Genomic DNA, 19,710 nt, shown 5'->3' on the forward strand with positions numbered 1-19,710 from the left:
GCAAGACGCTCGACTGGGATACCCCAGCCGAGCGTCTACGTGATCTACTCACCACCTGAAACCAAGTGGTGTTGCGACGACCCCTTGAACCCAAGACGTGCAGGGGCCCTCACCCGTTCGTTCCCGCTCCGGGGCCGGTGCTCCCGGGCAGGGGCTACTTGAACTTGCGGCTCACCGCGTCGAAGATGCCCTTCGCCTCCGGGCCGAGCCGCGGTCCGGCCAGCCAGCCCGCCTTGGCCGGGCCGATCGAGGTGTTCGACACCAGCGCCGGCCGCCCGTCCGCGCCCGCCGCGACCCAACCGCCGCCGGAGGCGCCGCCGGTCATCGTGCAGCCGATGCGGTACATCACCGGCTCGTTCGCCTTCAGGGTCAGCCGGCCCGGCCTGTCCGTGCATTGGAAGGCCTTCTGGCCGTCGAACGGGGCCGCCGCCGGGTAACCCGTCGCCGTGATGCCCGCGACCTTCGGCACGGCGGGCGCGGCGAACTCGACCGGGAGCGCCGAACCGACAGTCTCCTCCAGGGACTTGCCGCTCCCCCTCTCGGGCGTCACGTGCAGTACGGCGAAGTCGTACGGAGCCCCCGCGCCGCCGGTCGGACCGCCCGTGGCGATCCACTGGTCGGACGTCTGGGCCCAGTCGCTCCACCACACGCCGTACGGGGCCACCTGCTCACGCGGCGCGCCCTTGAGCTGCGCCGACGGCTTGCCCGCGTTGTTGTAGGACGGGACGAACGCGATGTTGCGGTACCAGCCGCCCGCCTTGCCCGCGTGCACGCAGTGGCCCGCCGTCCAGACCAGGTTCGACTTGCCGGGGTGCGCCGGATCCTTGACCACGGTCGCCGAGCACACCATCGAGCCCTCGGGTCCGTCGAAGAAGACCTTGCCGGACTCCGGAACGCTGGCGTGGTAGGGCGCGCTGGCCGGCTTGGCCGCCACCGGCGCCGGGGTCGGGTCGGTGACGCCCTGGTCCTTGCCCGCGTCCGGGTCGACGGACGGACGCTGCGGCTGCTCGGCGTCGCGCATCCGGTCCGGGTCCCAGAGGTCCTCGATGATCGGGTTGATGTAGTCGCCCGCCTCGCGAAGCCAGTCGTCCTTCTTCCAGTTCTTCCACTCACCCCCCTTCCACTTCTCCACGTCGATGCCGCGCTCCCTGAGCTTCTCCTTGAGCTGGTCCGGGATCTTGATCCCGTCCGCGGCCGGAAGGCTCGCCGCCACGGTCGGCTTGGCGTCGCCGCCGGCCTCCCCGTCGCCGGGACCGCAGGCTGCGGCGGTCAGCACGAGGGCGGCCGCGCACAGTGTCGCGGTGACCGGTCGGTTCGGTCGCATGTCGTTCGTCCCCCTGGAGGTTCGAGGCGTGGAGTGGAGCCCCCCACTATGCCGCTGCCGCCTTGGACGACCCAGCCCGGGTCGATGGTTCCTGATGCTCACTTCATGACAAGGATCTTGAGTCCACCCGTGATCCGTCGCCGTCACCGTCGTTGGTACGTACGGGGGACGGGGGGAGCGTTGGTGTTCGAAGGGCAATCCGAAAGTGCAGTCAGTGCGGGAGGAGCGGTGCGCGTGGCTTTCACCGAGCAGGCCGGGGCGGCGGCAGCGACACGGACCCCGCCGCAGGGGAGCTCCGAAGTGCCGCCGCAGGGCAGCCGCGCAGCAGGTCAGGACGGCATTCTGCGCAGGCAGGCGCAGCGCGAGTCAGCCGCCCGGACCTACGCCCGGTCTCTGCCGATCGTCCCGGTGCGGGCCCGCGGTCTGACCATCGAGGGCGCCGACGGCCGCCGTTACCTGGACTGCCTCTCCGGTGCCGGCACCCTTGCGCTCGGACACAACCACCCGGTGGTGCTCGAAGCGGTCCGCGCAGTCCTCGACTCGGGCGCACCACTTCACGTGCTGGACCTCGCGACACCGGTCAAGGACGCCTTCACCACGGAGCTGTTCGCCAACCTGCCGCCCGAACTGGCAGCCGACGCACGCATCCAGTTCTGCGGGCCCGCCGGTACGGACGCGGTGGAAGCCGCCCTCAAACTGGTGCGCACCGCGACCGGGCGCTCCGGACTCCTCGCCTTCACCGGTGCCTACCACGGCATGACCGCCGGCGCCCTGGACGCCTCGGGAGGCGCTTCCGAGCCCCGGGTGACCAGGCTTCCCTACCCGCAGGACTTCCGCTGCCCGTTCGGCGTCGGAGGCGCCGAGGGAGCCGAACTGGCCGCGCGCTGGACGGAGAACCTGCTCGACGACCCCAAGGGCGGCGTCCCGCTGCCCGCGGGCCTGATCGTCGAACCCGTGCAGGGCGAGGGCGGGGTCAACCCGGCCCCGGACGGCTGGCTGCGCCGCATGCGCGAGATCACCGCATCGCGGGGGATCCCCCTCATCGCCGACGAGGTCCAGACCGGCGTGGGCCGCACCGGCGCCTTCTGGGGCGTGGGCCACGCAGGGGTGGTGCCCGACGTGATGGTCCTGTCCAAGGCGATCGGTGGCAGCCTGCCCCTCGCGGTGATCGTGTACCGATCAGGCCTGGACATCTGGACCCCGGGTGCCCACGCCGGCACCTTCCGCGGCAACCAGCTCGCTATGGCCGCCGGTACGGCCACGCTCGCCTTCGTCCGCGAGAACCGGCTCGCCGAACGCGCCGCCGCTCTCGGCGACCGGATGCTGGCGGCCCTGCGCGGTCTGGCCTCCGGGCACCCCTGCATCGGGGACGTCCGGGGCCGGGGCCTCATGATCGGCCTCGAACTGGTCGACCCCGACACCGGAGCCGCCGCACCGGCCCTCGCAGCGGCCGTCCGCCAGGAGTGCCTGGAACGCGGTCTGATCGTCGAACTCGGAGGCCGCCACGGGGCCGTGGTCCGGCTGCTCCCGCCGCTGACCCTGACCGACGAGCAGGCCGCAGCGGTCCTCGATCGCCTCGCCGACGCCATCCCGGCCGCCGCCCGCCGGCCCCGCTGACCCGCACCCCGAGGATCCGTGATGCCAGAGCCGTACCAGCCCACCCCGATGCAGTCCGGCCCCCATCCGCAAGACCCGGCTTCCGCCGCTTCCGTGCCCGCCGCCGTGGGCGAGCCGGACCACCCGCAGCCGCTGCCCGACCGAGCCCGCACGGCGTCGTCCCTCCCCGGACGCGGAGCCGACGCCCCGGCACAGCCCTCGCCGGTGGTCGACCCCGCGCCGGCGGCGGACGTCGAAGCCGTACGGGACCCCGCGCTGCCGCAGCTGCCCGCCACGCCGGCCGCGCGTCCACCGGCCACCAGCGCGCAGGCCGCGCCCGCCGACGCCGGGCCCCGCATCAGCACCGGGAACGCCCCAACTCCCGACGCGGTGCCGGGCAGGGCCGAACCGCACATCTCCTCGGTCGAGCCGTCCCCCGCACACCGCTCCGCCACCGGGGCCCACGCCGGCAGGAGCACGGCCGGGTACGCCCTGGCGCGGGAGGCCGCTCCGGGCGGGCCGCCCCCGGAGCAGGGCGCAGCCGACGCCGGGGCGGCGACCACGGTGCCCCGGCAGAAGGACGGCACGCCCCGCGCCCGCACCGGCCGGCCGGGCTTCGTCCGGCCGGAGCCCACCGCCGGACCCGACCCCCTGGACCACCCCGAACCGGCCCTCGCCGCCGAGGCCGCGGCGGTGGAGAACCTGCTCCGCTGCTGGATCCGAGAGTCCGGCCTGCGCCGCCCTGACGCACCCGCCGGGAGCCCCCTGCGCATCCCCCTTCCCGCATCCGGCACCGCCGTGCTGGTCGCTGTCCGCCACTGGTCCCACACCGGCTGGCACCGCTTCGGCCCGGCCCGTCTCGAAGGCACACCCATCACCGCGCCGTGCCTGGACGCCGTCACCCTGGCCGCGCTCATCGCCCGCGAGGGTGCGGTCGACGGCCGAGGCAGCGCCGACCTCGTCGGCCGGGTCGCCGACTCGGTGCGCCGTACCGCCGAGTTCATCGCCGACCGGCGAGAACGCCCCACCGCCCCGGCCCCCGCCGGCGCGGACCGCTTCCTCACCGCCGAACAGTCACTCCTCCTTGGCCACCCCCTCCAGCCCGACCCCAAGAGCCGCGAAGGACTCTCCGAGACCGAGGCTCCCCGCTACTCACCCGAACTCCACGGCTCCTTCCCCCTGCACTGGTTCGCGGTCGAGCACTCCGCCCTCGCCACCGAATCAGCCTGGACCGAGCGCGGCCGCCCCGTCTCCGCTCCGCAGCTCATCGGCCGGCTCGCCCCCGGACTGTCGCTGCCCGACGGCACCACCCCCCTTCCCCTGCACCCCTGGCAGGCCCGCGACCTCCTCCAACGCCCATCCGTCACCGCCCTGCGTGACGCCGGACTCCTGCACGACCTGGGTCCCCAGGGGGAGGCCTGGTACCCGACCTCCTCCGTCCGCACCGTCCACCGGCCCGGCGCCCCCGCGATGCTCAAGCTCTCCCTGGGTCTGCGCATCACCAACTCCCGCCGCGAGAACCTCCGCAAGGAACTCCACCGGGGCGTCGAGGTACACCGGCTGCTCCGCACCGGCCTCGCCGAGCAGTGGCAGGCCGCCCACCCGGGCTTCGACATCGTCCGCGACCCGGCCTGGGTGGCCGTGGACGCCCCGGACGGCACCCCCGTCCCCGGTCTCGACGCCCTGCTGCGCCACAACCCCTTCCGCCCGGGCGACGACGCCGCCTGCGTCGCCGCACTCACCTCTCCCCGACCGCGGCCCGGCCGGACCACCATGCGCTCCCGGCTCGCCGAGATCGTCTCCGGTCTCGCCTCCGCCACCGGACACACCACCACGGCCGTCGCCGCCGAGTGGTTCCTGCGCTACCTCGACCACGTGGTCCTGCCGGTCCTCGCCTTCGACGCCCTCGCCGGCATCGCCCTCGAAGCGCACCAGCAGAACACCCTGGTCCTTCTCGACCCGGCAGGATGGCCGACCGGTGGCCGCTACCGGGACAACCAGGGCTACTACTTCCGCGAGTCCCGCCGGACCGAACTGGAGCAACGGCTCCCCGGAATCGGCACCCGCAGCGACACCTTTGTCCCGGACCCCGTCACCGACGAACGTTTCGCCTACTACCTCGGCATCAACAACGTGCTGGGCCTGATCGGTGCCTTCGGCTCCCAGCGCCTCGCCGACGAACGCGTCCTCCTCGCCGCCTTCCGCCGTTTCCTCGCCAAGGCCGCGGGCCTCGGCCCGCTCCCCACCCGGCTGCTTGACTCGCCCACCCTGCGCTGCAAGGCGAACCTGCTCACCCGCCTGGGTGGCCTCGACGAGCTCGTCGGCCCCGTCGACACCCAGTCCGTCTACGTCACCATCACCAACCCCCTTCACCCTTGACGCGTCGGCGCCCGACGCGGAGGAGAGCCCCCGATGAGCCTCACGGACACCGCCGCCGATTACGCCGGACCCGGTCTCGACGCCCCTGACGCCGTCTACGCCCTCGGCGCCGTCCAGCACACCGCCGTACCGTGCCGCAACGCAGGCCTGCTGCCCCTGCTCGCCGAGGCCGACCTGCTCGATTCACCCGCCACCTGGGGCAGCGTCACCACCCGGGCCGGGACCTTCCGCCTGGAACCCGTACGGCCGGGACGAGACCTGGAGCTCCTCACCGGCTGGATGAACGACCCTGAGGTGAACGCCTACTGGGAGCTCGCCGGCCCCGCCGCGGTTACCGCGGCCCACCTGCGGGCCCAGCTCGACGGCGACGGCCGGAGCATCCCCTGCCTCGGCGTTCTCGACGGCGTGCCGATGAGCTACTGGGAGATCTACCGGGCCGACCTCGACCCGCTCTCCCGCCATTATCCGGCGCGCCCCCACGACACGGGTATCCACCTGCTCATCGGAGACGGTACGAACCGCGGCCGCGGGCTGGGCACGGCACTGCTGCGAGGCGTCGCCGACCTGGTCCTCGGCAACCGTCCCCGCTGCACACGCGTCGTCGCGGAACCGGACATCCGCAACACCCCCTCCGTATCGGCCTTCCTCGGCTCGGGCTTCCGCTGCCACGCGGAAATCGACCTCCCCGAGAAGCGCGCCGCCCTGATGATCCGGGAGCGGGCGCTGCGCAATCTCCTCTGATCACTGCCCCGCACGCCGCGACCGCCGTCGCTCCGCACCTCTCCCTTCGAAAACTCCGCGTCGCGCAGCAAAGTTCCCGATCTGCGAGGAGTCACGTGCCGAACTTCCCAGCAGCCCCCGGCCCGACGGAAAAGATCCTGCCACCGTCGCCCCAGCACCCCTGCACACCACCTGAACTCACCCGCCCGACCTGGGAGTCCGCCGCCCGCAGGCTCCTCGCCAAGATGCTCGCCGAATTCGCCTACGAGGAGATCATCCGCCCCGTCCCCGTCCCCGTCCCCGTCCCCGTCCCCGTCCCCGTCCCGGCCGTCGCCGGTGATGCCTGGACCGTGACCCTCGACGACGGCAGCAGTCTCGGTTTCCGGGCCCGCCGCCGCTCGTACGGCAGTTGGCACGTCGATCCGGACACCATCACCCTCGGACCACCTCCGCCCGCCCCGCCCGCGCCGGTCTCCTTCGGGGACCCGTACGCCTTCCTCGTCCGCGCCCGCACCCTCCTCGGACTTGACGGAGCCACCCTCGGCCACCTCGTCCGCGAACTCAGCGCCACCCTCGCCGCGGACGCACGGATCGACCACACCGCCCTCACCGCCGACGTCCTCGCCGACCTCGACTACGCGGCCCTCGAAGGCCACCAGACCGGCCACCCCTGGCTCGTCCTCAACAAGGGCCGTATCGGGCTGTCCGCCTCCGACACCGCAGCCTGGGCCCCCGAGGCACGCAGCCACCAGCGCCTGCCCTGGCTCGCCGCCCACACCTCGCTTGCCGCCTACCGCGGAACCGGCGGCTTGGAGGACCCCGCGCGCCTCTACTCCGCAGAGCTCGACCCGGCCACCCGAGCGGCCTTCGACCAGGCCCTCCGCGACCGCGGCCTCGACCCGCTGCGTTACCTCTACTTCCCCGTGCACCCCTGGCAGTGGGACGAGGTGGTCGTTCCCCTCTTCGCCCCGGCACTCGCCTCCGGGGATCTCGTCCCCCTCCCCGCCGACCCGGACGTCCGCCTGCCTCAGCAGTCGATCCGCACCTTCCTCAACCTCACCCGCCCCGATCGGCACAGCGTGAAACTGCCGCTGTCCGTCTTCAACACCATGGTCTGGCGCGGACTGCCCTCGGACCTCGCCCTCGCGGCCCCCGCCGTCACCGCCTGGATCCACTCCCTCCGCGACGCCGACCCCTTCCTGCGCGACGAGTGCCGCGTGATCCTGCTCGGTGAAGTCGCCTCCGTCACCGTCCGCCACCCCGTGTACGAACTGCTCCCCGAGGTGCCGTACCAGTACAAGGAACTCCTCGGCGCGATCTGGCGCGAGCCCCTGACCGGTCTCCTCGCGGCCGGGGAGCGCGCCCGTACGCTCGCGTCACTGCTGCACACCGACCCCTGCGGCCGGTCGTTCACCGCCGAGCTCGTCGCCCGCTCCGGTCTGACGCCCGCCGCATGGCTGCAGCGGCTCTTCGCGGCCGTCCTGCCGCCGCTGCTCCACTTCCTCTACCGCTACGGCACGGTCTTCTCCCCGCACGGCGAGAACGCCGTCGTGATCTTCGATGAGCACGATGTCCCGGTCCGGCTCGCCGTGAAGGACTTCGTGGACGACGTCAACATCAGCGACGAGCCGCTGCCCGAGCTGGCCTCCGTACCCGCCGAGGTCCGGGCCGTCCTGCTCACCGAGCCCGCCGACTTCCTGCCGCAGTTCATCCACTCCGGGCTGTTCATCGGAGTCTTCCGCTACCTGTCTGCGCTCTGCGAGGATCGCCTCGGCGTCCCCGAGGACGCATTCTGGTCGCTCGCACGGGCCGAGATTCTGCGCCATCAGGCCCGGTTCCCCGAGCTCAAGGACCGCTTCGAGCTCTTCGACCTGCTCGGCGAGCGCATCGCCAGGCTGTGCCTGAACAGGAACCGGCTGTACGAGGACGGCTACCGAGACCGCCCCGACCGCCCGCACGCCGTGCAATACGGGACCGTGCCCAACCCCCTCCACGGGCCGTGAATCCCCGCCGGTGTGCGCATGCTGTCAGCGGGGCCCCGTAGGGTGGCAGTGCTATGACGAAGCCCTCTCTCCCCGACCTGCTGCACGCCGCCGTCTCCGCCGTCGGCGGTACGGAGCGCCCCGGCCAGGTGGCCATGGCCGAAGCCGTCGCCGAAGCGATCGACGACAACTCCCACCGGCTCATCCAGGCGGGTACCGGCACCGGTAAGTCGCTCGGCTACCTGGTGCCGGCCCTGGCCCACGGCGAGCGTGTGGTCGTGGCCACCGCGACTCTGGCCCTCCAGCGGCAGCTCGTCGAGCGTGACCTGCCCCGGACGGTGGACGCACTGCATCCGCAGCTGCGCCGCCGACCCCAGTTCGCCATGCTCAAGGGCCGGTCGAACTACCTGTGCCTGCACCGCCTGCACGAAGGTGCCCCGCAGGACGAGGAGGAGGGGCTCTTCGACCAGTTCGAGGCCGCCGCTCCCACGAGCAAGCTCGGCAAGGACCTGCTGCGGCTGCGGGACTGGGCCGACGAGACGGAGACCGGCGACCGCGACGACCTGACACCGGGTGTCTCGGACAAGGCCTGGTCGCAGATCTCCGTCTCCTCCCGCGAGTGCCTGGGCGCGACGAAATGCGCCTACGGGGCCGAGTGTTTCGCCGAGGCCGCGCGCGAGCGGGCCAAGCTCGCGGATGTGGTCGTCACCAACCACGCGCTGCTCGCCATCGATGCCATCGAGGGCGCTCCGGTGCTGCCGCAGCATGAGGTGCTGATCGTCGACGAGGCGCACGAGCTGGTTTCCCGGGTGACCGGAGTCGCCACCGGCGAGCTCACCCCCGGCCAGGTCAACCGTGCCGTGAAGCGCTCCGCGAAGCTGGTCGACGAGAAGATCGCGGACGGTCTGCAGACCGCCTCCGAAACCTTCGAGCGCGTCATGGAGCTGGCGCTCCCGGGCCGACTGGAAGAGATCCCCGAGGACCTCGGCTACGCCCTGATGTCCCTGCGGGATGCCGCGCGCAACGTGATCTCGGCCATGGGCGCCACCCGTGACAAGTCCGTCCACGACGAGGATGCGGTCCGCAAGCAGGCCCTGGCGGCGGTGGAGAACATTCACGCCGTGGCGGAGCGGATCACGAACGGATCCGAGTACGACGTCGTCTGGTACGAGCGGCACGACCGCTTCGGCGCCACCCTCCGCGTCGCCCCGCTGTCGGTGTCCGGGCTGCTGCGGGAGAAGCTCTTCGAGGACCGTTCGGTGGTGCTGACCTCCGCCACTTTGAAGATCGGCGGCGACTTCAACGGTGTGGCCGCGTCCCTGGGGCTTTCGCCGGAGGGGGTCGAGGGAGACGACGTGCCCCTGTGGAAGGGCCTGGACGTCGGCTCACCCTTCGACTACCCGAAACAGGGCATCCTCTACGTCGCCAAGCACCTGGCCACGCCGGGCCGTGAGGGCACCCGCGGCGACATGATGGACGAGCTCGCCGAGCTGATCGAGGCGGCGGGCGGCCGGACCCTCGGGCTGTTCTCCTCCATGCGCGGCGCCAAGGCGGCCGCCGAGGAGCTCCGCGGCCGACTCGACAACCCGATTCTGCTTCAGGGCGAGGAGACGCTGGGCGAGCTGATCAAGACCTTCGCCGCCGACCCGAAGACCTGCCTGTTCGGGACGCTGTCCCTGTGGCAGGGCGTGGACGTGCCCGGCCCCAGCTGCCAGCTGGTGGTCATGGACCGGATTCCCTTCCCGCGTCCCGACGACCCGCTGATGAGCGCCCGCCAGAAGTCGGTGGAGGAGCACGGGGGCAACGGATTCATGGCCGTCGCCGCCACGCACGCCGCCCTTCTGATGGCCCAGGGTGCGGGCCGGCTCGTCCGGGCTTCGGGAGACCGGGGTGTCGTCGCGGTCCTGGACCCCCGCCTGGCCACGGCCCGGTACGGAAGCTTCCTGCGGGCCACGCTGCCGGACTTCTGGTACACCACGGACCGCAACCAGGTCCGCCGCTCGCTGGCGGCGATCGACGCGTCGGCGCAGGCCGACGGCGCGTAGGGAAGGCCCGCGGGGAAGAGCACCCGCGGGGAGGCGCCGAAGACACGGACAGCCCCCGGGACCGGCGCAGTGGGTCCCGGGGGCTGGCTAGGGAGCGGCGGGGTCAGACCCGGCGCAGAACCGCGACGACCTTGCCGAGGATGGTCGCCTCGTCGCCGGGAATCGGCTGGTAGGCGGCGTTGTGCGGGAGGAGCCACACGTGGCCGTCCTCGCGCTTGAAGCGCTTGACGGTGGCCTCGCCGTCCAGCATCGCGGCGACGATGTCGCCGTTCTCCGCGACGGGCTGTCGGCGGACCGTGACCCAGTCGCCGTCACAGATGGCTGCCTCGATCATCGAGTCGCCGACGACCTTGAGGACGAAGAGCTCCCCGTCACCGACGAGCTGGCGGGGGAGCGGGAACACGTCCTCGACCGACTCCTCGGCGAGGATCGGGCCGCCGGCCGCGATCCGGCCGACCAGGGGAACATAGGAGGCGGCGGGCTTGCCGGTGGTGTCCGTGGGCTGCGAGCTGGGCTGGTCGGAGCCGCGCACCTCGTAGGCCCGGGGCCGGTGCGGGTCGCGGCGCAAGAAGCCCTTGCGCTCCAGGGCCATCAGCTGGTGGGCCACCGACGACGTGCTGGACAGGCCGACCGCCTGGCCGATCTCCCGCATCGACGGCGGGTAACCACGGCGCTGCACGGAGTCGCGAATGACTTCGATGACCCGCCGCTGCCGGTCCGTGAGCCCGGAGCTGTCGGCGCGAATGCCTGGAGGTCGACCTGGCAGCGAGCGCGCGGGGCGCACCGCGGCGTCCGTCTCCGGGTTCAGGTTTGCGTCGTTCATGGCATGCACCGGCTCGAGTCGGTTCTGGGAGCGGTTCTGGGCAGTGATGGCGGCACTGTCTGCGGTGGTGGTCACGTCGGCCCCTCTCGAAATGTTCTCCCTAGCTGGACAACGGTAGTTGCTTTCGAAAGGTTGCGCCAAACACACGTTCGAGTGAAAAATCGCAGATCGGCCTGCGTGGGCACATGGTGGGGTGTATAGGCGATCGGATCGACGAACGCGGGTTCGACTCGGGATCCGCTGCTTACGGTACCCTTCCCGGTCGGGTCGCCGCCGTTCGGTCGTGTGCCCAGTGTGGCACCGGGGGGCCTCGTATCCGGCTATCGGACGTCGCGACACGCAGGGGTGTCTAAATCCGTCGCAACCCAAGATCTAGTGGTTGGATGGGCGCGGCCACCCAGAAGTTGTGGTCCCTGGTTCCGCTGAGGCTCCTGGGATCGCATATGCTGGTGCCTGCTCCGCGAGCCCCCGGCAGAGTCCGTCTCCGTCGGTCTGGGGCTCCATGGGGTGATTCAGTCGTGCCGAGAAGGAGGGTGAGGGAACCATGCACTGCCCCTTCTGCAGGCACCCCGACAGCCGCGTCGTCGACAGCCGCACCACGGACGACGGCACGTCGATTCGCCGGCGCCGTCAGTGCCCCGACTGCTCCCGTCGCTTCACGACGGTGGAGACGGCCTCGCTGATGGTGATCAAGCGCAGCGGGGTGACCGAACCCTTCAGTCGTACCAAGGTCATCTCCGGCGTGCGCAAGGCGTGCCAGGGGCGACCGGTCACCGAAGACGCCCTCGCCAAGCTCGGCCAGCGGGTTGAGGAGGCGGTGCGCGCCACCGGCAGTGCCGAGCTGACCACCCATGACGTGGGTCTGGCCATACTCGGCCCGCTGCAGGAGCTCGACCTGGTCGCGTACCTTCGGTTCGCGTCCGTCTATAAAGCGTTCGACACCCTCGAAGACTTCGAGACCGCCATCGCGGAACTGCGCGAGCCGCGGCCTCACCCCGAAGAGTGCGAGCACGGCGGGACCGCTCCGGTCCCCGTGCCCGCCTCCGCCGCCGACTGACCGGGCTGCCCGCGACGCGGTGCTCGTACACCGGGTCGCGGCCGGTCGGCCGTGCCAAGAGACGTAGACACACAGACACAGCATTGTGCCGCGGAATATCGCTGGCACTTTAGGGCGTTTTTGCCCGCATATGGGAGGCAGCGGCATGACAGAGACGGCGAGCAGCTCGGCACGTGGTTCCCGCGCCAAGGGAACCAAGGCTGCTAAGGGCGGCCTGCGTATCGAGCGCATCCACACCACCCCGGGCGTGCACCCTTACGACGAGGTGAACTGGGAGCGCCGTGACGTCGTCATGACCAACTGGCGCGACGGCTCGGTCAACTTCGAGCAGCGCGGCGTCGAGTTCCCCGACTTCTGGTCGGTGAACGCGGTCAACATCGTCACCAGCAAGTACTTCCGCGGCGCGGTGGGCACCCCGCAGCGCGAAACCGGTCTGAAGCAGCTGATCGACCGGATCGTGAAGACGTACACGAAGGCCGGCGAGGACCACGGCTACTTCTCGTCGCCCGCCGACGTGGAGATCTTCGAGCACGAGCTGACCTACGCCCTGCTGCACCAGATCTTCAGCTTCAACTCCCCGGTGTGGTTCAACGTCGGAACACCTCAGCCCCAGCAGGTCTCCGCCTGCTTCATCCTGGCCGTCGACGACTCCATGGAGTCGATCCTCGACTGGTACAAGGAAGAGGGCATGATCTTCAAGGGCGGCTCGGGCGCCGGCCTGAACCTCTCCCGCATCCGCTCCTCCAAGGAGCTCCTCTCTTCCGGCGGCAACGCCTCCGGCCCGGTCTCCTTCATGCGCGGCGCCGACGCGTCCGCGGGAACGATCAAGTCGGGCGGCGCCACTCGCCGCGCGGCCAAGATGGTCGTCCTGGACGTGGACCACCCGGACGTCGAGGCCTTCATCGAGACCAAGGTGAAGGAGGAGGAGAAGATCCGCGCCCTGCGCGACGCTGGCTTCGACATGGACCTGGGCGGCGACGACATCACGTCCGTCCAGTACCAGAACGCCAACAACTCCGTCCGTGTGAACGACGAGTTCATGACGGCCGTCGAGAACGGCACCGAGTTCGGCCTGCGGGCCCGTATGACCGGTGAGGTCATCGAAAAGGTCGACGCCAAGGCGCTCTTCCGCAAGCTCGCCGAGGCCGCATGGGCCTGCGCCGACCCGGGCATCCAGTACGACGGTGTGATCAACAACTGGCACACCTGCCCCGAGTCCGGCCGGATCACCGCGTCCAACCCCTGCAGCGAGTACATGCACCTGGACAACACGTCCTGCAACCTCGCCTCCCTCAACCTGATGAAGTTCCTTAACGACGACGGCAAGGGCAACCAGTCCTTCGACGCCGAGCGCTTCGCCAGGGTCGTCGAGCTCGTCATCACCGCGATGGACATCTCCATCTGCTTCGCGGACTTCCCGACGCAGAAGATCGGCGAGAACACCCGCGCCTTCCGCCAGCTGGGCATCGGCTACGCCAACCTCGGCGCCCTGCTGATGGCCACCGGCCACGCGTACGACTCGAACGGCGGCCGCACCCTGGCCGCGTCGATCACCTCGCTGATGACCGGCACCGCCTACAAGCGCTCCGCCGAGCTGGCCGCCATCGTCGGCCCGTACGACGGCTACGCCCGCAACGCCGAGGCGCACAAGCGCGTCATGAAGCAGCACGCCGACGCCAACGCCGTCGCGCCGCGCACCGAGGACCTGGACAACTCGATCTGGGCCGCGGCCACCGAGGCCTGGCAGGACGTCCTGCGCCTCGGCGAGAAGAACGGCTTCCGCAACTCCCAGGCCTCCGTCCTCGCGCCGACCGGCACCATCGGCCTCGCGATGTCCTGCGACACCACCGGTGTCGAGCCGGACCTGGCCCTGGTCAAGTTCAAGAAGCTCGTCGGCGGCGGCTCGATGCAGATCGTCAACGGCACCGTCCCGCAGGCCCTGCGCCGCCTGGGCTACCAGGAGGAGCAGATCGAGGCGATCGTCGCCCACATCGCCGAGCACGGCAACGTCGTCGACGCCCCGGGCCTGAAGACCGAGCACTACGAGGTCTTCGACTGCGCGATGGGCGAGCGGGCCATCTCCCCGATGGGCCACGTCCGCATGATGGCCGCGATCCAGCCCTGGATCTCCGGCGCGATCTCGAAGACGGTCAACATGCCGGAGTCGGCGACCGTCGAGGAGATCGAGGAGATCTACTTCGAGGCGTGGAAGCTCGGCGTCAAGGCGCTCGCGATCTACCGCGACAACTGCAAGGTCGGCCAGCCCCTCTCCGCCAAGAAGAAGGAAGAGGAGAAGGAGGAGGTCACCGCCAAGACGGAGGAGACCATCCGCGCCGCCGTCGAGAAGGTCATCGAGTACCGTCCCGTCCGCAAGCGCCTCCCCAAGGGCCGCCCCGGCATCACCACCTCCTTCACGGTCGGCGGCGCCGAGGGCTACATGACCGCGAACTCCTACCCGGACGACGGCCTGGGCGAGGTCTTCCTGAAGATGTCCAAGCAGGGCTCGACCCTCGCGGGCATGATGGACGCCTTCTCGATCGCCGTCTCCGTCGGCCTCCAGTACGGCGTGCCGCTGGAGACCTACGTCTCGAAGTTCACCAACATGCGCTTCGAGCCGGCCGGCATGACGGACGACCCGGACGTGCGGATGGCGCAGTCGATCGTCGACTACATCTTCCGTCGTCTGGCACTGGACTTCCTGCCCTTCGAAACCCGCTCCGCGCTCGGCATCCACACGGCCGACGAGCGCCAGCGCCACCTGGAGACGGGCTCCTACGAGCCGCTCGAGGAGGAGCTGGACACTGAGTCGCTGGCCCAGTCGGCCCCGCTCGCCGCTGTGCCCTCGGCCCCGAAGCCCGCCCCCGTCGCCGTCCCGGCCCCGGAGCGCAAGGCCGCCCACAGCAGCGCCGAACTGGTCGAGATGCAGCTCGGTGTCTCGGCGGACGCCCCGCTCTGCTTCTCCTGCGGTACGAAGATGCAGCGGGCCGGCTCCTGCTACATCTGCGAGGGCTGCGGCTCCACCAGCGGCTGCAGCTGACACCGGGCGCGGCGGCGGCCCGCAGGCGGCGCCGGACGTAGTCCGCGCCCGTAGCCGCCCGCGGTCCACGAAGGGGGCCGGCCATCGGCCGGTCCCCTTCGCACGTCGGCCGTGTGCGCTCCCCTCCGGCTGGGGCCCGGCTTCCGGAGGATCCCGCGGCGGCGGGGGAACCCCGGCCGGACGTCCCCGCGTTGCCCGCAGTGCACCAGGTGGCGACCCGCCCACGGCCGTGCCTGCTGCGCGACCCGACCCCGCGCAGCCGTCCCGTGGAGCACACCGTGCTCGACCAGGAGTTCGGATGTCGAGCGTCTGGTCGGGGATGCGGAGGAACTGTCGGGGATGTACTTCGCCGGGGACTGACCGAGGCCGGGCCCGGCCCGTACGATGGCGCAGTGCTGGTCAAGTGGATTCGCTGCACGGTGACGGACCGACGCGGGTTCGAGCGGGGGCAGCGAAAATGGGCGGGGCTGCCGGGCGAGCCGGGATTCCGGGGGCAGGGCGGCGGCTGGAGCAGGGGCCGGCAGGGGGTGGCGCATGTCTTCGCGTTCTGGGAGAGCCGTTCCTTCTACGACTCCTTTATGGCGCGCTCGCACGACAGGCTGGCCGCCGCGCAGCACGGCACCTACACCGATCTGCGGGTCACCCTCTTCGACCACCGCTTCGACGTGAAGACCGGCTTCGAGCCGCGCTTCACCGATGCCGACGTTGTCCGGGTGGCGCACACCCGGGTCCGCGAGGGCCGGGTCGACCACTTCGCCCTCATGCAGGAGAAGGTGTGGAATCCGGCCATGGCGGGTTCGCCCGGCATGGTCCGAGGCCTCTTCGGTGAGGCTCCCGGCCGGGAGTTCCTCGTGCTCTCCATGTGGCACGCCGCTGCCGAACACGGAAAGTACCGGCAGGAGCGGGTGGAGAGGCTGTCCCTGCGTGCCCAGATCCAGGCCGATGTCGAAGCCCTCACCGGTGATGTCGTCGACCTCGAGCCGTCCTGGACGGTGTGACCGTATGACGAGCGCCGGGCCGACCGGCGTGCCCGGTCGGACGGCCCGGCCGTGGCCGAATAGGGTCATGGGATGGTTCGACCACGGCGCATCGTCCTTGTCCGGCACGGGGAATCGGAGGGGAACGCCGACGACACGGTGTACGAGAGGGAACCCGACCACGCCCTGAGGCTCACCCGTATGGGCCGTGAGCAGGCCGCGGCGGCCGGCGTCCGGCTGCGCGAGATCTTCGGTGACGAGACCATCAGCGCGTACGTCTCCCCCTACCGGCGGACCCTGCAGACCTTCCGGGAACTCGGGCTCGACCCCACACGGGTCCGGGTGCGGGAGGAGCCGAGGCTGCGCGAGCAGGACTGGGGCAACTGGCAGGACCGGGAGGACGTACGGCTCCAGAAGGCGTACCGGGACGCGTACGGGCACTTCTTCTACCGCTTCGCGCAGGGCGAGTCGGGTGCGGACGTGTACGACCGGGTCGGGTCCTTCCTGGAGAGCCTCTACCGCAGCTTCGAGGCCCCCGACCATCCCCAAAACGTGCTGCTGGTGACGCACGGGCTGACGATGCGGCTGTTTTGCATGCGCTGGTTCCACTGGTCGGTGGCCGAATTCGAGGCCCTGTCCAATCCGGGGAACGGCGATTTCCGGATGCTCCTGCTGGGGCCCGACGGCCGGTACCGGATGGACCGCCCGTTTGAGCGGTGGACCACACCGGAGCCTTATGACCTGGACGGCTAGAGTGACCCGCGATGACGCCTGACTCCACTCCCGAACGGCGCTACGCACGCGCCATGGCCAGCCTCCGCGGGCTGGCGCTGGGTGACGCCCTCGGCTCCCAGTACTTCGTCCCCGTGAACTACCCGCTGCTCAAGCGGCGCGAGCTGCCCTCCGGCACGGAGACGTGGCAGTGGACCGACGACACCGAGATGGCCTGCTCGGTGGTGGCCGTGCTGGCCGCGCACGGGCGGGTCGACCAGGACGCGCTCGCGAGTTCCTTCGCGCACCACCACGACTTCGACCGCGGCTACGGGCCGGCGGTGAACCGGATGCTTCGGCTGGTGAGGGAGGGCGAGGACTGGCGCACGCTGGCCGCCGAACTGTTCAACGGGCAGGGTTCGTGGGGGAACGGCGCCGCCATGCGGATCGCTCCGTTGGGCGCCTGGTACGCCGACGACCCGGAGCAGGCGACCCATCAGGCGGAGATCTCCGCCTACACGACGCATCAGCACCGTGAGGCCGTGTGCGGGGCGATGGCCGTCGCCGCGGCGGCCGCGCTGGCCGCCGGTACGGATGCCCCGCCGAAGGCTGCCGATCTGCTCGACGGGGTGATCGCCCTCGTGCCGCGCAGCGCGGTCGGTGCCGGGCTGCGGCGCGCCCGGGACATGCTGGACTACGGCGACGCGACCACCGTCGCCGCCGTGCTGGGCTGCGGACGGCGGACCAGTGCCCACGACACCGTGCCCTTCGCCCTGTGGTCGGCGGCGCGGGCGCTGGACGACTACGAGCGGGCCTTCTGGACCACTGCGCAGGTGGGCGGGGACGTCGACACGACCTGCGCGATCGTGGGCGGGGTGCTGGGTGCGCGCGGGGACGCGGTGCTGCCGGCCGACTGGCTGGCGCGCACCGAAGTGCTGCCGGCCTGGCTGCCGCAGACGGCGGCGTAGCCGCTCGGATACGCGCTCGTGTCGGGCCGCTCACGGCGGGCGGCTCACGGCGGGTGGCCTCTGCCGGGCGGTAGGTGGCCGCGGGCTTCCGGGCAGGGGTGACGGCCTCCTTCTGATTGTCACGGTCCTGCCACAGCATACTTTTGATCCTGTTCAAAACTGCTGGCGGGCTGCCTACCCTGTCGACACCGCCGCCCCGACCTGAACGCCCGGGCGGCCGACCGGGGAGGGGACCCGATGTCAGAGAACACCGGCGGGGCTGACGAAGCCCGGCCCGAGGCGGCGGCCAACGCGGAGCTCCCGAAAGGGGATTCGCCCGCGCAGCCGGCTCCGGAGGGCAATCCGCCCGCCGGCCCGGCCGGGTCCCGGCCGGGCGCACCGGCCGTCCTGCCGGGCTGGCAGCCGCACCGGCACCAGCAGCAGCCGCGGCCCTGGGGGCCGCCGCCCGCGAATCCGCCCGCGAAGCCGTCCTGGGCCACGGTGGTGCGCCCCGCCGAAGCCGCCCCCGTCCGGACCGCGACCTTGGCCTGCGTCCTCGTCGGCGGCCTCGCCGCCGCGATCCTCCTGGGCGATGGCATGGGCCCCGGTCTGCTGCTCGCGGTGGTGCCCGCCGCCGTTGCCGCATACACCGCCGCCCGGGTGGCCGGTCGTAGGGCCCGGCCCTGGACGCTGGCCTGGGTGATCGGCTGTCTCGCGCTCCTGGCGGTACCCGCGCTGCGCGATTCCGCCTGGCCGTCCACGCTCGCGATCCTGGCCGCCCTGCTGCTGGGTGCACTCGCCCTGCACGGCAGCCGCACCTGGCCCGGGGTCTTCCTCAGCCCGCTCGGCTTCGCCGACTCCACCGTGTCCGGCATCGCCTGGGTCGCGAAGGGGCTGCGCTCGCGCGGAGGGATCGGCAAGGACCGCTGGCTGCCGGTCGCCAAGGCGGCCGCCGTGGCCGTGGCCCTGCTCGTGCTCTTCGGTGCCCTGTTCGCCTCCGCCGACGCGGCCTTCGCCGATCTCCTGGGCGGCCTGATACCCGACGTGTCGGTCGAGGACGGGCCCATCCGGCTCATGCTCTTCGTCCTCGGCGCGGTGACCGCGATCGCGGCTGCCCGTACCGCGGCAGCCCCGCTGCGCTGGGACCGGATCAGGGTGGCCCCCGGCAGGCCGCGTTCCCGGGTCGAGTGGGCTCTTCCGCTCGTCGTGCTCAACCTGCTCTTCGCCGGGTTCAACGCGGTCCAGCTGGCCGTGCTCTTCGGCGGCTACGACCAGGTCCTGGAGAGCACCGGCCTCACCTACGCGGAATACGCCCGCCAGGGATTCTGGCAGTTGCTCTGGGCCACCCTGCTCACCCTCGCGGTGATCGCCCTCGCCCTGCGCTGGGCCCCGCGCTCCGGGGCAGGCGACCGGCGCACGGTCCGGGTCGTCCTCGGAATCCTGTGCGCGCTGACCCTCGTCGTGGTCGCGGCCGCGCTGCGCCGCATGGACCTCTACGTGGACGCCTACGGGCTGACCAGGCTGCGCGTCTCGGTGGCTGCGATGGAGCTTTGGCTCGGGCTGGTCATCGTGCTGATCATGGCGGCCGGGCTGTTCGGTGCGCGCTGGCTGCCCCGCGCGGTCGCGGCCGGCGCCGCCGCGGCGGTCATGGTCTTCGGCCTGCTGTCCCCGGATGGAATGGTCGCCGAGCGGAACGTGGCCCGCTTCGAGACGGACCAGAAGATCGACCTGGCCTACTTCCAGTCCCTGTCCGCGGATGCCGTCCCCGCCCTGGACCGGCTGCCCGAGCCCCGTCGGTCCTGCGCCCTGCGCGGGATCAACGACGACCTGTCCAGGGCCGGCGACGTGCCCTGGTACGCGATGAGCCTGGGGGAGTACCGGGCCCGGCAGATCCTGCGCGAGCGTCCGGTGACCGCTTCGTACGAGGTCTGCTCGCGCCTGGGCGCCTTCGGCAGCCGGGTCGAGCACTAGGCGGTCACGGGGCGAGTAGCAGGACTCCCGCCGATCGGGTCGGGGGCGGGGGGCGCCCCCCGCCCCCCCCCCCGGGGGGCGGGACAATAACGCCCCCCGGCCCGGCCGGGGGCGTATAAACAAAAACGAGCCCACCACAAG

General features: G+C 71.5%; 13 protein-coding genes. 11 read left to right on the forward strand and 2 right to left on the reverse strand.

The window, feature by feature from the left end; all coding sequences use genetic code 11:
- Positions 1-154: 154 nt before the first annotated feature.
- Positions 155-1,324 carry a trypsin-like serine peptidase gene (locus ACFW2G_RS15835; protein WP_384581505.1) on the reverse strand — a complete coding sequence of 390 codons (1,170 nt, stop codon included), beginning with the start codon at positions 1,322-1,324 and terminating at the stop codon, positions 155-157.
- A 300-nt stretch (positions 1,325-1,624) separates the two neighbouring features.
- Between ACFW2G_RS15835 and ACFW2G_RS15840 the strand changes: the two genes are divergently transcribed.
- The 5 genes from ACFW2G_RS15840 (at position 1,625) to ACFW2G_RS15860 (ending at position 10,046) form a co-directional block, all read left to right on the forward strand.
- On the forward strand, positions 1,625-2,941 hold the full coding sequence (locus tag ACFW2G_RS15840) for a diaminobutyrate--2-oxoglutarate transaminase family protein (RefSeq protein ID WP_384581632.1): 1,317 nt from the start codon (positions 1,625-1,627) through the stop codon (positions 2,939-2,941).
- 21 nt (positions 2,942-2,962) lie between these two features.
- Positions 2,963-5,299: an IucA/IucC family protein gene (locus ACFW2G_RS15845; protein ID WP_384581507.1), complete on the forward strand. Its 2,337-nt coding sequence runs from the start codon at positions 2,963-2,965 to the stop codon at positions 5,297-5,299.
- Between the two features lie 33 nt (positions 5,300-5,332).
- Positions 5,333-6,040, forward strand: a complete 708-nt coding sequence (locus ACFW2G_RS15850; protein ID WP_078557146.1) for a GNAT family N-acetyltransferase — start codon at positions 5,333-5,335, stop codon at positions 6,038-6,040.
- Positions 6,041-6,135: 95 nt separating this feature from the next.
- The gene (locus ACFW2G_RS15855; RefSeq protein ID WP_384581509.1) at positions 6,136-8,022 is read left to right on the forward strand and encodes an IucA/IucC family protein; all 1,887 of its coding nucleotides are present in this window, start codon (positions 6,136-6,138) and stop codon (positions 8,020-8,022) included.
- 53 nt (positions 8,023-8,075) lie between these two features.
- Positions 8,076-10,046: an ATP-dependent DNA helicase gene (locus ACFW2G_RS15860; protein WP_037929796.1), complete on the forward strand. Its 1,971-nt coding sequence runs from the start codon at positions 8,076-8,078 to the stop codon at positions 10,044-10,046.
- A gap of 103 nt (positions 10,047-10,149) precedes the next feature.
- Here the strand turns inward: ACFW2G_RS15860 and lexA are convergent, their stop codons facing one another.
- Positions 10,150-10,944, reverse strand: a complete 795-nt coding sequence (lexA, locus tag ACFW2G_RS15865) for a transcriptional repressor LexA (protein ID WP_037929793.1) — start codon at positions 10,942-10,944, stop codon at positions 10,150-10,152.
- Between the two features lie 469 nt (positions 10,945-11,413).
- On the opposite strand from lexA, the gene nrdR reads away from it, so the two are divergent.
- The 6 genes from nrdR (at position 11,414) to ACFW2G_RS15895 (ending at position 19,569) form a co-directional block, all read left to right on the forward strand.
- Positions 11,414-11,926: a transcriptional regulator NrdR gene (gene nrdR / locus ACFW2G_RS15870; protein WP_030838121.1), complete on the forward strand. Its 513-nt coding sequence runs from the start codon at positions 11,414-11,416 to the stop codon at positions 11,924-11,926.
- 145 nt (positions 11,927-12,071) lie between these two features.
- Positions 12,072-14,963 (forward strand): vitamin B12-dependent ribonucleotide reductase, encoded by a 2,892-nt coding sequence (locus ACFW2G_RS15875; RefSeq protein WP_384448313.1) that lies wholly within the window; start codon positions 12,072-12,074, stop codon positions 14,961-14,963.
- Positions 14,964-15,355: 392 nt separating this feature from the next.
- Positions 15,356-15,961, forward strand: coding sequence for a YdbC family protein (locus ACFW2G_RS15880; RefSeq protein WP_063838155.1), 606 nt, complete (start codon positions 15,356-15,358; stop codon positions 15,959-15,961).
- 72 nt (positions 15,962-16,033) lie between these two features.
- On the forward strand, positions 16,034-16,693 hold the full coding sequence (locus tag ACFW2G_RS15885; protein ID WP_384448316.1) for a histidine phosphatase family protein: 660 nt from the start codon (positions 16,034-16,036) through the stop codon (positions 16,691-16,693).
- Between the two features lie 11 nt (positions 16,694-16,704).
- Positions 16,705-17,619: an ADP-ribosylglycohydrolase family protein gene (locus ACFW2G_RS15890; protein WP_037929783.1), complete on the forward strand. Its 915-nt coding sequence runs from the start codon at positions 16,705-16,707 to the stop codon at positions 17,617-17,619.
- 237 nt (positions 17,620-17,856) lie between these two features.
- Positions 17,857-19,569: a DUF4173 domain-containing protein gene (locus tag ACFW2G_RS15895; RefSeq protein ID WP_384581511.1), complete on the forward strand. Its 1,713-nt coding sequence runs from the start codon at positions 17,857-17,859 to the stop codon at positions 19,567-19,569.
- Positions 19,570-19,710 lie beyond the last annotated feature (141 nt).

Source organism: Streptomyces sp. NPDC058880, from assembly GCF_042742535.1.
GTDB lineage: Bacteria > Actinomycetota > Actinomycetes > Streptomycetales > Streptomycetaceae > Streptomyces.